This is a genomic window from Pseudomonas sp. Marseille-QA0332, from assembly GCF_054950175.1.
This window is the reverse complement of the sequence record NZ_CM143106.1, coordinates 374,385-389,435: the sequence shown is the minus strand read 5'-3', so window position 1 is coordinate 389,435 and position 15,051 is coordinate 374,385. Positions and strand designations below refer to the sequence as shown.

The following is a 15,051-nucleotide window of genomic DNA, read 5'->3' as shown; positions in this document are numbered from 1 at the left end:
GTCCGAGCCCGCCAGGTAGCCATTGGCAAGCAGCGATATGTGGCACTTCTGGTCTTTCAGAAAGCGCACCGTGCAATGCCTTGAAAAAGCTCTGGAGACAAGCTCATGACTTCCATCCCCTACGTGGACCTGCGCCTGGCACGTGCGGCGCTGGTCGATTTCCCGCGGCCGGACGAGATGGCCGAGGCCTTGCTCGCAGACTGGCTCGCCAGCCATGGGGTGCGGGAATCGCCACGGCAGATCGATGTGGTGACCGTGCATTACCAGCACGAACCTCTGGGCGAAGGCCGCGCCCATTATCGGGAAAACGCCATCGTGACCCAGAAGATGGACCTGGTCGCGGCCTTGCTCGGCAACTGGCAGGGCGAGCCCGCTTCCGGCTACGGTGGTTTCCACTACGGTCGCTGGGCCGGCCATGCGCCCACCGGCCCGCTGCGCCTGGTGGAGCGCCTGGCCGCCAACAGCCTGTTCGACAACTCGGATCCCTATCAGGTGTTCAACGGGCTCTATCGACGCACCACACCTGCGCTCTACAGCCCGCAAACCTGCCTGCCGATCAGAGCCGAAGACTTCCAGGGCTTCATCTGGAGCCTGCGCTTTCATCACCGCTTCAAGGAAAGTCTGGACCACTACTGGGCACGCCAGGCGCAGCGCTACCAGCGCGCCATGAAGATCGCTTTCATCGCGGCCTGCAACAAGCAGGTGTGCGAAGGCAGCCTCGGCGAAAATGGGCGCCAACTGGCCTGGCAGGCGGCCGGGCTGGTACGCCGCGACGCGCACCTGCGTCTGTCGATGCTCAATGTCTACGGGTATAGCTCTACTTCCATTCTGCGCATCACCAACCAGGCGACTGGCGTGACGCTGCTGTACATTCCTGGCAACTCGTCACCATTCCAGCTGTTCACTGGCGTATCGCAGCTGCAGCAGTGGTTCGCCCGGCAATGCCGGGAATTTCCCGTGCGCGCGGCCTTGCTGCAGCACTTCAGCCCGGCGGACTGGCCCGACGGACTGGACTACAGCGGCCTGCGTACCGCCCTGGCCGGCCTGGGCCTGTTTCCGGCTGCACATCACTTCGCTCCCGAACATCCAGGGTTCGCCACCAGCGGGATCTGGGATCCGCAGCAGATCGTGGAATATCGCCATGATCGCTACAGCCCAGCCATCGAGGGGGACCTGTTCGCGCATCTTGCCCAGTTGCAACGCCGACGTTCCTATGCCGAAGCCGACAGCCAGATCGTCAGCAATCATCAGATAGAAAAAGCCAGGTGGGGCAGCTACCTCAAGGTCGGCCTCAACCTGCTGATGCCCCTGGCGCTGGTAGTGCCGCAACTTGCGCCATTGCTGGCCGTCGGGGGCCTGGCAGAGCTCGGCCTGGGGATCGAGCGAGTCGTCGATGGTTCGACCCTGGCCGACAAGAACGAAGGTGTTCAACAGCAGGCCTTTGGCCTGCTCAACGCCTTGCCGCTTGCGGTGGGAGCCTTCGCCCAGCCGGCGCTACTGTTCGCCTATCGCCGGCCCGGTTTTTTCACCTGGGCGAGCTTGCGCGATCTGGCAACACGCGCGAGCAAGACGTCGGACTCGTTCGAATCACTCGAAATGCTCCCGGCCCAAGCCGCCTTCCGCCCACCGACCCCGTATGCCGAGGCGACCGATGGCATCCTGGCCACGCGGGTGGAACATGACCTGCTGCCGCGTTTCCATGCCCGCTTGCTGATCGACGGCCAGCTGGTCGAAGAATCGGTCGAATACGAACTGGCCAGCGACGCCTTCATCAGGTCCGGCGAGGTCGAGGTGCCCGATGCGCCACGCTGGATCGTCCGCGGCGAACGAGCCGAGGCGCTGGTCAGACTCGAGGCAGGACCGCGCGAGGTCAATGATGCGCAACGCATGGCCACACTGCGCAAGCTCGGCATGCAACTGGATCTGCCGATCACGCGGGCGCCATTCGAGGCATTGCAGACCCTGCCGATCCCGCGTCGGGTAGCCAGCCTGTGGGTGGGTGATCGAATCATCGACCAGGCGTTTCTCGATACCCTGGCCAGCAATGCGCGGGCCTTGCACGGCAGCGGTTACCGCTTCGAGCTGTTTCTTTCGCGCAGGTCGCCCGAAGCGTTCGAGCGCAATGACGCCCTACTGGCCGAGCGGGCACCCGGCTTGCAGGTCCTGGCACTGGAAGATCAGGAGTTCTACCGGGATTTCACCGTCTCGCCGTGCTTCGCCCAATACCAGGCCGCGCTCAACGTCAGCGGTACCGGCGCCAGCAATTTCAGCTCGGCATGCGATATCCTGCGCATCCAGCTGCTCAGACAGCTGGGCGGGCTGTACCTGGACGCCGATGACCAATTGCTGGTGTCGGCCACCGCTGCCGGCCCGCGCGCGCGACTGGCCGACCTGCCGCTGCGCACCAGCCTCGACAGCCTGATCCTGGCCCCACCGGTGTCCAACGACCAGCTCGGACTCTACTTCAAGTACAACAGCAGCATGATCGGCAGCCATCCGGGCAATCCGACACTCGATGCCATCCTCGAAGAGATGCAGCTGCGTTACCAAGGCGATGCGACGTTCTATCGCAGCAGGCCGGATGCCGAGCAGGATCCGCTCGCCTTCGCCGACTATGCCCGGCGGCTCAGCCATCTGACCGGGCCCGGGCTGCTCAACGACGTGATCGACCGTCGCCTGCCCTGGCTGCGACAACTCCGGGAGATCTGCGTGCTGATGGTAGCGCCGGTGAAGGATGCGCATACGGTAGTGAACCTGCGCTGGTTCAACGACATGCTGGCGGCGCACCTGCCGCTGGACCGGGCGGCACAGGTCGGGAGCGCGCATAGTTGGCGGGAAGTGTGAGGGTGCACGCCGATCGGCCGGCAGGAGCAGCGCAGGCGTGGCCGGACGGATCCTGGGCCCGCTCCACGAGGGCCGTGCTTGTGGCGCCAGCGGGGCTGCTTGCAGGGATGTGGAGCGGCCGCCGCCGGGGCACCGGACCGACCGCAATAGGCGCGCAGCGGCCTCGGGATCCGACAGGCGACAGCGTCTGGCCAGGCTAGGCCTCGCCTTGGTAAAGCTTGCTGATCAACTGTGCCTCCGCCCGGCTCAGCCCGCAGGCCTGGGTCAGTTCCTCGACGCTGGCGCCCATGCCGACCAATTTGGCTGCCTGCTGGTAGGTCACGCTGCCGGGATCGCGCTGCTCCAGCTGCTGCAGCTTCTCCGGCAACGGCTCGACCAGCAGGCGCAGCTCATGCAGGCGCTCGCCCATGCGCACGGTCACGCTCTGGTAGTCGTCCAGACGCTTGGCCAGGTCCTTGATGCGCTGGTCGCGCAGGGCATCGCCCAATGCCTGCTGCACGGCCAGTTCACGCTGGCGCTTGGCATGGTTGAGGAACGCCCAGACGCTGCCAGCCCAGAGCAGCGCGAGGAAAAGCAGGCCAGCTTCGAAGATCAACTCAGATGTTCTCCAGCTCGGACCATTCTTCCTCGGTCATCATCTTGTCCAGCTCGACCAGGATCAACAGCTCGCCATTCTTGTTGCACACGCCCTGGATGAACTTGGCCGATTCGTCGTTGCCGACGTTGGGCGCGGTCTCGATCTCCGACTGGCGCAGGTAGACCACCTCGGCCACGCTGTCGACCAGGATCCCGACCACTTGCTTGTCCGCCTCGATGATCACGATACGGGTGTTGTCGGTGACTTCGGTCGGCATCAGGCCGAAGCGCTGGCGCGTATCGATCACCGTAACCACGTTGCCGCGCAGGTTGATGATGCCCAGTACATAGCTCGGCGCCCCCGGGACCGGCGCGATCTCGGTGTAGCGCAGCACTTCCTGTACCTGCATGACGTTGATGCCATAGGACTCGTTGTCCAGGCGGAAAGTGACCCACTGCAGGATCGGATCCTCGGAACCTTGTGCTGACGACTTCTTCATTCCCCTACCCTCGAAATTCGCCTATGGCGGTATGTTCATCGTGATCGCGACGGACGCGATCGCTCATTGTCTGGCCAGCTGCATCTGCTTGACGGCGCCGCTGGCGATGAGTTCGGCCAGCTCGGCGACATCGAGCAATGCACACATGTGCTCGATCACCGTGCCCGCCAGCCAGGGCCGCTGGCCGCGCTGGCCGCGCCACTTGATCTCGCTGGGGTCCAGGCGCAGCGAACGGCTGACCTGGTGTACCGCCAGCCCCCATTCATAGCCCTGGACCGAAATCACGTACTGCAGGCCTTGGCGGAAATCTTCCCGATAGCGGTCGGGCATGACCCAACGCGCCGTGTCCAGGACCTTGAGGTTGCCAGCCTGGCAGGGCAGGATCCCGAGAAACCAATCCGGCTGGCCGAACAGCGGCGTGAGCTCCTGCCCGGCCAACGGATAGATCGAGCCCAGGCACACCAGCGGCACGGCCAGCGTCAACCCGGCCACATCGAACAGCAGGCACTCGAACGGCTCGGACGCCCAGCCTGGACGTCCGTGCGGCGTGCTCGGCAGGCGCGGCCCCGGGCTCGGGCTCGGCAGGTGCACCTCGGCCAGCGCGGCCACCGGCTCGGTGGGCCGTGCCTCATCACCGGCCGGCGTCTGAGGCGGGCAGGCGTCGTCCAGGCTGTCGCGCTCGGGCGCAACGATGGCCGCTTCGGCCAGGCCCGGCAGCGCACGCAGCAGACCATGTGGCGGCGGTTCGGCGAAGATCGACCGCGCTTGCGGCGCCGGGCGCTCACGCCGGGCATCGCGTACCTGTTCCTCGATCACCGCCGCCTCGAATTCGCTGTCGCCAGCAGGCGCGACGGCCGGAGTCGACTCGACCGGAACCTCGAGCGCTTCGGTGGCTTCCTGCAGCAGGCCATCCAGGTAGGACTGCAAGGCCAGTTGCGGACGCGTGGTGGTAGGCGTGGCTTGGCTCATCAGGCTACCTGCAGGCTTGGGCGGGGGGTCAGCAAATGCTTGAGCAGCGCTCGGTAGGCGGTGACGCCCCGGCTCTTGGCGTCGTACTGACAAGGCGTCACTCCGGCGCGGCTGGCGTCGCGCAAACGTGTATCGACCGGGATGTAGCCCTGCCAGACGTGTTCGGGATAGGCGTCGCGCAGCACCTTCAAGGTGCCCAGGGAAGCCTGGGTGCGTCGATCGAACAAGGTCGGCACGATCTGGTAGGGCAGCGCCTGCTTGCGCGATCGGTTGATCATCGCCAGGGTGGTGATCATGCGCTCGAGCCCCTTGACCGCGAGGAACTCGGTCTGCACCGGCACCACCAGCTGCTGGCTGGCTGCCAGCGCGTTGACCATCAGCACGCCGAGCAGCGGCGGACTGTCGATCAAGGCAAAGTCGAAATCCTGCCACAATTGCGCCAGACTCTTGGCGATCACCAGGCCCAGCCCGCTCTGTCCGGGCGACTGTCGCTCCAGCACCGCCAGCGCTGTGCTCGACGGCAGCAACGCAATCCGCTCGTCACTGGTCGAGAGCAGCAACTGCCCTGGCAGACCATCGGGGACCTGGCCCTTGTGCAGGAACAGATCGTAGCAACTGTGTTCCAGCGCATCGGGATCATGCCCGAAATAACTGGTCATGGACCCGTGCGGATCGAGATCGACGACGAGCACGCGCTTGCCCGCCTCGGCCAGCAGACCGGCCAGGGCTATGGTGGTGGTGGTCTTGCCGACGCCACCTTTCTGATTGGCTACTGCCCAGACTCTCATCGTGCGCTGCTTCCACCCGGCGGCAGCCTGCCTTGCCGGGAATGATTCAAAAAGACGGAGATTTGACGGAACCAGCCGGTTCCGCCGTCGCTGGCCTTGCCGGTGCACTTTGTGTGCCAGCCCGGCGCAGCGCGGCATCCGGCGCGGCATGCGCGCTGCCAGAACCGGTCAGGCTGCGGCGCACCTCGAGGTTGCGGGAGATCACCAGCACCACTCGCCGATTGCGCGCACGCCCTTCGGGGCTATCGTTGGCTGCCACCGGCTGGTATTCGCCATAGCCCACCGCCGCCAGGCGCGCCGGATCGACTCCTTCCATGGCCAGCAGGCGGACGATGCTGGCCGCCCGCGCCGCCGACAACTCCCAGTTGGTCGGATACTGCGCGGTGCGGATCGGCTGGTCATCGGTGAAGCCTTCGACATGCACCGGGTTGGCGAACGGCCCGAGGATCCTGGCGACCTTCTCGATGATGCCGAACGCGACATCGCTGGGCATCGCATCGCCGCTACCGAACAGCAGCGCCGAGTTGAGCTCGATCTCGATCCACAGCTCGTTGCCGCGCACGGTCATCTGGTCCGAGCGAATCAGCTCGCCGAAGGCCGCGCGCATGTCTTCGGCGATGCTCTTGAGCGGGTCGCTCGCCTGCCCCAGCGCGGCGTCGGTCTGTTCGCTATCGTTGACTAGTGGTTCGGCGGGCCTGACGCTCAGTGGCTGCTCTTCGCCGATCGGGATCGGCTTCACGCTGCGCTCGGGGTCGTTGAACACGCCCAGCAGGGCTTGGGAAATGACCTTGTACTTGCCTTCGTTGACCGAGGAAATCGAGTACATCACCACGAAGAACGCGAACAGCAGGGTGATGAAGTCGGCATACGACACCAGCCAGCGCTCGTGATTGCCGGTTTCCTCGGCGTGGCGACGACGGCGCAGGGTCATTCCATGAAGCCTTGCAGCTTGAGCTCGATCGAGCGTGGGTTCTCGCCTTCGGCGATCGACAGCAGGCCTTCGAGGAGCATTTCGCGGTAGCGGGACTGGCGCAAGACGACGGCCTTGAGCTTGTTGGCGATCGGCAGCAGCACCAGGTTGGCGCTGGCCACGCCATAAATGGTGGCGACGAACGCCACGGCGATACCGTTGCCCAACTGCGCCGGGTCGGCCAGGTTGCCCATGACATGGATCAGGCCCATGACCGCGCCGATGATACCGATGGTCGGGGCATAGCCGCCCATGCTCTCGAACACCTTGGCAGCCTGGATGTCACGCCCCTCCTGGGTCAGGAAGTCGACTTCGAGGATGCTGCGAATGGCCTCGGGCTCGGCGCCGTCGACCAGCAACTGCAAGCCCTTGCGGGCGTAGGGGTCGGGTTCGGCCTCGGCCATCCCCTCCAGGCCCAGCAGGCCCTCCTTGCGCGCGGTCAGGCTCCAGTTGACCACTCGCTCGATACCGCCAGCCAGGTCCACCGGCGGGGGAAAGACGATCCAGCGCAGAATCTGCAAGGCCCGCTTGAACGCCGACAAAGGCGACTGCAGCAGCGAGGCGGCCAGGGTGCCGCCGAGCACGATCAGTGCCGCTGGGCCATTGACCAAGGCCGAGACATGCCCGCCCTCGAGGAAATTCCCACCGACGATGGCGACGAATGCCAATAGCAGACCGATCAGGCTCAGCACGTCCATCAGACGCAGGCCTCCATCAGATGCCTGCCGATATCGTCCAGGCCATACACCGCATCGGCCAGGTTGGCCTTGACGATGGCCATGGGCATGCCATAGATGACGCAGCTGGCTTCGTCCTGGGCCCACACGGTGCTGCCAGCCTGCTTGAGCAGTCGCGCACCCTCGCGCCCGTCAGCGCCCATGCCAGTGAGCACCACCGACAGTACCTTGTCGCCATAGCTTTTGGCTGCCGAGCCGAAGGTGATGTCCACGCATGGCTTGTAGTTCAGCCGCTCGTCACCAGGCAGGATCTTCACCGTGCCGCGCCCATCGACCATCATCTGCTTGCCGCCCGGCGCCAGCAGGGCCAGGCCGGGACGCAGCACATCGCCGTCCTCGGCTTCCTTGACGCGGATCCGGCACAGCTTGTCGAGGCGTTCGGCGAACGCCTTGGTAAAGGCTGCCGGCATGTGCTGGACCAGCACGATCGGCGCCGGGAAGCTGGCTGGCAGCTGGGTCAGGACCCGCTGCAGGGCCACGGGCCCGCCGGTCGAGGTGCCGATGGCGACCAGCTTGTAGGACTTGCGCCGAGGCGCCGGCGCGCTGGCTGGCGCGGTGCTGCGCGCGGACATGCTCGCACGCGCCGGCGCGGCGGCCGCGGGCATCGCGGGCGCGCTGGCGGAGCTGGCCGGGGCAGGCCCTGCCAGGTGCGCCGCTGGACGGCGGTTGCTGCGCGACAGGGTGTGGACCTTTTCGCACAGCAGCTGCTTGACCTTCTCCGGATTGCGCGAGATGTCCTCGAAGTTCTTCGGCAGGTAGTCCACCGCGCCGGCATCCAGCGCATCGAGGGTGACCCGGGCGCCTTCGTGGGTCAGCGAGGAAAACATCAGCACCGGTGTCGGCTGGCGCTGCATGATGTGCCGCACGGCGGTGATGCCGTCCATCATGGGCATTTCGTAATCCATGGTGATGACGTCGGGCTTGAGCGCCAGCGCCTGGTCGATCGCTTCCTTGCCATTGGTCGCGGTACCGACCACCTGGATCGTCGGGTCCGATGAGAGGATTTCCGTGACACGGCGGCGGAAGAAACCCGAATCATCCACCACCAGGACCTTGACTGCCATATACACTCCGTTAGGCGGCGCCTGCGCCAGGAGGCGCCGCCGTGATCAAATGCGCCGCGCGGCGTAGCGCTTGAGCATGCTGGGTACGTCGAGGATCAACGCGATGCGACCGTCGCCGGTGATGGTGGCGCCGGACATGCCCGGGGTGCCCTGAAGCATCTTGCCCAGCGGCTTGATCACCACCTCTTCCTGGCCGACCAGCTGGTCGACCACGAAGCCGATGCGCTGGGTGCCGACGGAAAGGATCACCACATGCCCTTCGCGCTGCTCTTCGTGGACCTGGTCGCGCACCAGCCAGCGCTTGAGGTAGAACAGCGGCAGGGCCTTGTCGCGCACGATCACCACTTCCTGGCCATCGACCACGTTGGTTCGCGACAGGTCCAGGTGGAAGATCTCGTTGACGTTGACCAGCGGGAAGGCGAAGGCCTGGTTGCCGAGCATGACCATCAGGGTCGGCATGATCGCCAGGGTCAGCGGCACCTTGATGACGATCTTCGAACCCTGACCCTTGGCCGAGAAGATGTTGATCGAGCCGTTGAGCTGGGAAATCTTGGTCTTGACCACGTCCATGCCGACCCCACGGCCGGACACATCGGAAATCTCGGTCTTGGTCGAAAAGCCCGGGGCGAAGATCAGGTTGTAGCAGTCGGACTCGCTCAGCCGTTCGGCGGCGTCGCGGTCCATCAGCCCCTTCTCGACCGCCTTGGCGCGCAGCACGTTCGGATCCATGCCCTTGCCGTCGTCAGAGATCGACAACAGGATATGGTCGCCCTCCTGCTCGGCCGACAGCACGACACGGCCGGTGCGCGCCTTGCCGGCGGCCTCGCGCTCCTCCGGGGTCTCGATGCCATGGTCGACGGCGTTGCGCACCAGGTGCACCAGCGGGTCGGCCAGCGCTTCCACCAGGTTCTTGTCCAGGTCGGTCTCTTCGCCGACCAGCTCCAGGTTGATTTCCTTGCGCAACTGGCGAGCCAGGTCGCGGACCAGGCGCGGAAAACGCCCGAAGACCTTCTTGATCGGCTGCATGCGCGTCTTCATGACGGCGGTCTGCAGGTCGGCGGTCACCACGTCCAAGTTGGACACGGCCTTGGACATGGCCTCGTCGCCGCTGTTGAGCCCCAGGCGCACCAGCCGGTTGCGTACCAGCACCAGCTCGCCGACCATGTTCATGATCTCGTCGAGACGCGCGGTGTCCACCCGTACCGTGGTCTCGGCTTCGCTGGCCGGATGCTTCTCGGCCACTGGCGCAGGCGAGCGCGCAGGCGCCACGGGCCTGGCCGTCGCAGCCGAGGCCGCAGGCGCCGATACTGGCGCGGGATGCGCCGTGGCGGGCGTCTGCTGGGGCTTCGTCGCGGCAGGCGCGCTGGCGACCGCCTCGTTGGTGAACTTGCCCTTGCCATGCAGCTCGTCGAGCAGGGCTTCGAATTCCTGTTCGGTGATGTGCTCGTTCGTGGCCGTGACGGGCGAGCCCGTCGGTGGCGCCGCGACGGCGGCAGGCGCGAGCGCATCGGCATCGAAGGTACCCTTGCCATGCAACTGGTCGAGCAGGGCCTCGAACTCGTCGTCGGTGATCTCGTCGCTGGCCGAAGCGGTTGCCGGTTGCTGGGCAGGCGGCGAAACGACCGCCGGGGAAAACTGGCCCTTGCCATGCAACTGATCGAGCAACGACTCGAACTCGGCATCGCTGATCTCGTCATCTGCCGTCGCCGCCGGCTCATCCAGTGGCCGCTGGGCCGCCTCGGCCTCGGCCTTGACCGCATCCAGCGAATCGAGCAACTGCTCGAACTCGGTGTCGGTGATATCGTCCGCTGGCGCCGCTACCGGCTCGACAGGCGCCGCCGCCGGCTGGGCGGGCGCGGGCTCGGCACTGGCCGGCTCGGCCAGGCGCGCCAGGGCCGCCAGCAGCTCGGGCGTGGCCGGGGTCACTTCGCTGCGCTCGCGGACCTGCCCGAACATGCCATTGACCGTGTCGAGCGCCTCCAGGACCACGTCCATCAGCTCGGCGTCGACGCGCCGCTCGCCCTTGCGCAGGATGTCGAAGACGTTCTCGGCAATGTGGCAGCACTCCACCAGCTCATTGAGCTGGAGAAAGCCGGCGCCTCCCTTTACCGTGTGAAAACCGCGAAAGATGGCATTGAGCAGGTCGGCATCATCCGGTCGGCTTTCCAGCTCGACCAGTTGCTCGGACAGTTGCTCGAGAATTTCGCCGGCTTCTACCAGGAAATCCTGAAGGATTTCTTCATCGGCGCCGAAGCTCATCAAAGGTGCTCCTTAAAAACCAAGGCTGGACAGCAGATCATCGACATCGTCCTGGCCGGACATGACGTCTTCACGCTTATCGGCATGAATCTGCGGACCTTCACCCCGAGTCGGATGTTTTTCTTGATCTTTTTCCGCGCGCAGCTGCTGATGGTCATGTTCGATGCCGGCGAAGCGATCGACCTGGCTGGCCATCAGCACCAGCTTGAGCAGGTTGCTTTCGACATCGGTGACCAGCGCGGTGACCCGCTTGATGACCTGCCCGGTGAGGTCCTGGTAATCCTGCGCCAGCAGGATGTCGTTGAGATGCCCGCTGACCTTGCGGTTACCCTCGGCGCTGCGCGCCAGGAAAGCGTCGACGCGCCGGGCCAGTTCGCGGAACTCCGCGGCATCCAGCTCCCGCCGCATGAACCGCTGCCAGTCGCCCCCCAGCGCCTGCGCCTGGGCGGCCAGCTCGTTGACCACCGGGGTGCTGGCTTCCACCAGATCCATGGTGCGATTGGCCGCTCCCTCGGTCAGCTTGACCACATAGGCCAGGCGCTCGGTGGCGTCGGTGATCTGCGACACTTCCTCGGCCTGCGGCGTGCGCGGGTCGATCTGGAAGTTGACGATCGCGCTGTGCAGCTCGCGCGTGAGCTTGCCGACTTCCTGATACAAGCCACGATCGCGGGTCTGGTTCAGCTGGTGGATCAGTTGCACCGCTTCGCCGAAACGGCCTCGCTCGAGGCTCTCGACCAATTCCTGGGCATGCTTCTTGAGGGTCGTTTCGAACTCCCCGAGAGACGTTTGCTTTGACTCCATGGCGCCCTCTGCACTGCTCAAGCGTTGACGCGCTCGAAGATCTTTTCGATTTTTTCCTTGAGCACCTGTGCCGTGAAAGGCTTGACCACATAGCCGTTGACCCCGGCCTGGGCCGCCTCGATGATCTGGTCACGCTTGGCTTCGGCGGTGACCATCAGCACCGGCATGGCCTTGAGCCGCTCGTCGGCGCGCACCTTGCGCAGCAGGTCGATGCCGGACATGCCGGGCATGTTCCAGTCGGTCACCAGGAAGTCGTAGTGGCCGTTCTGCAACATCGGCAGCGCCGTGGTGCCATCATCGGCCTCTTCGGTATTGGTGAAACCCAGATCACGCAAGAGGTTCTTGATGATCCGCCGCATCGTCGAAAAATCGTCCACGATGAGGATTTTCATGTCTTTGTTCAATTAGGCCTCCAGGCAGTCTCAAACACGCTCGGCGCCGAGCGCGCACTTCATTCTTGGGGAGCTGCAAGCTGGCGAGCGTCGTTTGTGCGAGCGTCGCTCCCCCCATCAACACAATTCGCTTTTTCTTGCAGCCCGCGACTTCTCAGCGCGCCCGCCATTCGCCCAGGCGGCTTCGCAAGCGCGCCGCGCACTGGCTGTGCAACTGGCTGACCCGCGATTCGCTGACTCCCAGCACCTCGCCGATCTCCTTGAGGTTGAGCTCCTCGTCGTAGTACAGCGCCAGCACCAGCCGTTCACGCTCGGGCAGGTTGGCGATCGCATCCGTCAGCGCCGCCTGGAAGCGTTCGTCTTCCAGGTCGCGCGAGGGTTCGGCCTGGGCACTGGCGCCGTCCTCGTGCAGGCCTTCGTGCTCGCCGTCCTGCAACAGGTCGTCGAAGCTGAACAGGCGGCTACCCAAGGTATCGTTGAGGATCGCGTAGTAATCGTCGAGGCTCAATTGGAGTTCGGCAGCGACCTCATGATCTTTAGCGTCACGGCCGCTGCGCGACTCCACCGCGCGTATCGCGTCGCTAACCATGCGGGTGTTGCGATGCACCGAACGCGGGGCCCAGTCGCCCTTGCGCACTTCGTCGAGCATGGCGCCGCGGATGCGGATACCGGCATAGGTCTCGAAGCTGGCACCCTTGCTCGCATCGTACTTGTTGGCCACTTCGAGCAGGCCGATCATGCCCGCCTGGATCAGGTCCTCGACCTGGACGTTCGCCGGCAGGCGCGCCAGCAGGTGGTAGGCGATCCGCTTGACCAAGGGCGCGTAGCGCTCGACCAGCTCGTATTGGGCGTCGCGCGACGCCTTGCCGTACATCTTCAATCCGCTCGCGCTCATAGTACCGGACCCACGCTGGTGGGCTGCACCAGACGCTCGACGAAGAATTCCAGATGCCCGCGTGGATTGGCGGGCAACGGCCAGCTATCGACTTTCTGCGCGATGGCCTTGAAGGCCAGCGCGCACTTGGAGCGAGGAAACGCCTCGTAGACCGCGCGCTGCTTCTGCACCGCCTTGCGCACGCACTCGTCGTACGGCACGGCACCGACATACTGCAGGGCGACGTCGAGGAAACGGTCGGTCACCTTGGTCAGCTTGGCGAACAGGTTGCGCCCTTCCTGGGGACTCTGCGCCATGTTGGCCAGCACGCGGAAGCGGTTCATGCCGTAGTCGCGGTTGAGCAGCTTGATCAGCGCATAAGCGTCGGTGATCGAGGTCGGCTCGTCGCACACCACCAGCAGGACCTCCTGGGCCGCGCGGACGAAACTGACCACCGAATCGCCGATGCCGGCGGCGGTATCGATCACCAGCACGTCGAGGTTGTCGCCGATCTCGCTGAAGGCCTGGATCAGGCCGGCGTGCTGGGCCGGTGCCAGGTGCACCATGCTCTGGGTGCCGGAGGCGGCCGGCACGATGCGTACCCCGCCCGGCCCCTGCAGCAGCACGTCGCGCAGCTCGCAACGGCCTTCGATCACGTCGGCCAGGGTGCGCTTGGGCGTAAGGCCCAGCAGCACGTCGACGTTGGCCAGGCCAAGGTCGGCGTCCAGCAACATGACCCGGCGGCCAAGCTCCGCCAGTGCCAGCGACAGGTTCACTGAAACGTTGGTCTTGCCCACGCCACCTTTGCCGCCGGTCACGGCGATCACCTGTACGGGATGCATGCTACCCATGTCTGTTATTTACCTTGTCTCGCTGGGACCCGGACCAGGCGCGGTACCGCGCCTGCCTGGCCCATCGTGGGCTGGAAGCCCCCTGGATGGAGGTGATATGCATTGAATTCAACCTGCACGCTTGCCCGGGCTGTGATAGAGATCAGCGAACATGTCGGCCATGGCCTCGTCGCTGGGCTCGTCCTGTAACTGCACGCTGACCGCGCGGCTGACCAGCTGGTGCTTGCGCGGCAGGTGCAGGTCGTCGGGGATGCGTGGTCCATCGGTCAGATAGGCCACCGGTAGCCGATGGCTGATGGCCAGGCTCAGCACTTCGCCGAGACTCGCCGTTTCGTCGAGCTTGGTCAGGATGCAACCGGCCAGGCCGCAGCGGCTGTAGCTGTGGTAGGCGGCGGTGAGCACCTGCTTCTGGCTGGTGGTGGCCAGCACCAGGTAATTCTTCGAGGCGATACCACGTCCGGCCAGGGACTCCAGCTGCATGCGCAGCGCCGGATCGCTGGCCTGCAGGCCGGCGGTATCGATCAGCACCACGCGCTTGCGCATCAGCGGCTCGAGCGCCTGGACCAGCGATTCGCCCGGATCGACGTAGGTCACCGGCACGTTGAGAATCCGGCCGAGGGTCTTGAGCTGTTCCTGTGCGCCGATGCGAAAACTGTCCATGCTGACCAGCGCTAGATTGTGCGCGCCGTACTTGAGCACATAGCGCGCGGCCAGCTTGGCCAGGGTGGTGGTCTTGCCCATGCCGGCCGGGCCGACCAGGGCGATCACGCCGCCCTCTTCCATCGGCTCGACCTGCGGTACTTCGATCATACGTGCCAGGTGCGCCAGGATCATGCGCCAGGCCTGTCGCGGCTCGGCGATCTCGGCGGTGAGTTCGAGCAGCTCGCGGCTCAGTGCACCGGACAGGCCGATGCGCTGCAGGCGCCGCCAGATATTGGCCTGCTGCGGCTTGCTGCCCTGCAACTGGCTCCAGGCCAGCGAGCCGAGCTGCACTTCGAGCAACTCGCGCAGGCCGGAAAGCTCCGAGCGCATGGCATCGAACAGCCGTGGGTCGACCGGCGCCGGCGCGGGCGCCGTGGCGGACGGCTTGGGCTCGACATGCGGCTGCTGCAGCGGCTCCGAGGCGGTCAGCGGCAGCCCGGCGAACAACTGGCGGTTGCCGCCGGCCTCGTCGTCCTCGCCGCGACCATTGAGCTCGGCCTGGGCGGTGACGATGCGCGACTGGGTCTTGCGCAGCTCCTGCTCGAGCTCGATGTTCGGCACCCGTGGCGCAAGCGCCGACTGCTTGTAATCCAGCGCAGCGGTCAGCTCGACGCCGCCAGCGATGCGTCGGTTGCCGATGATGGCGGCATCGGAGCCAAGCTCGTCACGGACCAGCTTCATGGCCTGACGCATGTCAGCGGCGAAAAAACGCTTCACTTGCATA

At 65.4% G+C, this 15,051-nt stretch carries 14 protein-coding genes; 1 reads left to right on the top strand and 13 read right to left on the bottom strand.

The annotated features are described in order from the left end of the window. The first annotated feature begins 105 nt into the window (after positions 1-105). Positions 106-2,844, top strand: a complete 2,739-nt coding sequence (locus tag ACY8GK_RS01850) for a dermonecrotic toxin domain-containing protein (protein WP_462402102.1) — start codon at positions 106-108, stop codon at positions 2,842-2,844. Between the two features lie 196 nt (positions 2,845-3,040). On the opposite strand, the gene ACY8GK_RS01845 is transcribed toward ACY8GK_RS01850, so the two are convergent. From ACY8GK_RS01845 to flhF, 13 genes are all read right to left on the bottom strand, one after another. Further along, positions 3,041-3,439 (bottom strand): DUF2802 domain-containing protein, encoded by a 399-nt coding sequence (locus ACY8GK_RS01845; protein WP_196176518.1) that lies wholly within the window; start codon positions 3,437-3,439, stop codon positions 3,041-3,043. A gap of 1 nt (position 3,440) precedes the next feature. Next, on the bottom strand, positions 3,441-3,920 hold the full coding sequence (locus ACY8GK_RS01840) for a chemotaxis protein CheW (protein WP_028694511.1): 480 nt from the start codon (positions 3,918-3,920) through the stop codon (positions 3,441-3,443). 63 nt (positions 3,921-3,983) lie between these two features. Continuing rightward, positions 3,984-4,889 (bottom strand): CheW domain-containing protein, encoded by a 906-nt coding sequence (locus ACY8GK_RS01835; protein WP_196176520.1) that lies wholly within the window; start codon positions 4,887-4,889, stop codon positions 3,984-3,986. Then, positions 4,889-5,677, bottom strand: coding sequence for a ParA family protein (locus ACY8GK_RS01830; RefSeq protein WP_196176522.1), 789 nt, complete (start codon positions 5,675-5,677; stop codon positions 4,889-4,891). Before ACY8GK_RS01830 ends, ACY8GK_RS01835 begins: the two co-directional genes overlap by 1 nt. Positions 5,678-5,723: 46 nt before the next feature. Beyond that, the gene (gene motD / locus ACY8GK_RS01825) at positions 5,724-6,602 is read right to left on the bottom strand and encodes a flagellar motor protein MotD (protein WP_462402967.1); all 879 of its coding nucleotides are present in this window, start codon (positions 6,600-6,602) and stop codon (positions 5,724-5,726) included. Between the two features lie 2 nt (positions 6,603-6,604). After that, on the bottom strand, positions 6,605-7,345 hold the full coding sequence (locus tag ACY8GK_RS01820) for a flagellar motor protein (protein ID WP_196176524.1): 741 nt from the start codon (positions 7,343-7,345) through the stop codon (positions 6,605-6,607). Next, on the bottom strand, positions 7,345-8,448 hold the full coding sequence (locus ACY8GK_RS01815; protein WP_196176526.1) for a protein-glutamate methylesterase/protein-glutamine glutaminase: 1,104 nt from the start codon (positions 8,446-8,448) through the stop codon (positions 7,345-7,347). The genes ACY8GK_RS01820 and ACY8GK_RS01815 overlap by 1 nt, the downstream gene beginning before the upstream one ends. A 45-nt stretch (positions 8,449-8,493) precedes the next feature. Further along, on the bottom strand, positions 8,494-10,707 hold the full coding sequence (locus tag ACY8GK_RS01810; RefSeq protein ID WP_196176528.1) for a chemotaxis protein CheA: 2,214 nt from the start codon (positions 10,705-10,707) through the stop codon (positions 8,494-8,496). 12 nt (positions 10,708-10,719) lie between these two features. Further along, entirely contained in the window at positions 10,720-11,508 is a 789-nt protein-coding gene (locus ACY8GK_RS01805) for a protein phosphatase CheZ (RefSeq protein ID WP_462402101.1), read from the bottom strand. Positions 11,509-11,525: 17 nt separating this feature from the next. After that, positions 11,526-11,900: a chemotaxis response regulator CheY gene (locus tag ACY8GK_RS01800; RefSeq protein WP_196176532.1), complete on the bottom strand. Its 375-nt coding sequence runs from the start codon at positions 11,898-11,900 to the stop codon at positions 11,526-11,528. 154 nt (positions 11,901-12,054) lie between these two features. Then, on the bottom strand, positions 12,055-12,795 hold the full coding sequence (gene fliA / locus ACY8GK_RS01795) for an RNA polymerase sigma factor FliA (RefSeq protein ID WP_196176534.1): 741 nt from the start codon (positions 12,793-12,795) through the stop codon (positions 12,055-12,057). Beyond that, a complete protein-coding gene (fleN, locus tag ACY8GK_RS01790) occupies positions 12,792-13,634 on the bottom strand; it encodes a flagellar synthesis regulator FleN (protein ID WP_196176797.1) in 843 nt (280 codons plus the stop codon). Before fleN ends, fliA begins: the two co-directional genes overlap by 4 nt. A gap of 99 nt (positions 13,635-13,733) precedes the next feature. Continuing rightward, entirely contained in the window at positions 13,734-15,050 is a 1,317-nt protein-coding gene (gene flhF / locus ACY8GK_RS01785; protein ID WP_462402100.1) for a flagellar biosynthesis protein FlhF, read from the bottom strand. Position 15,051 lies beyond the last annotated feature (1 nt).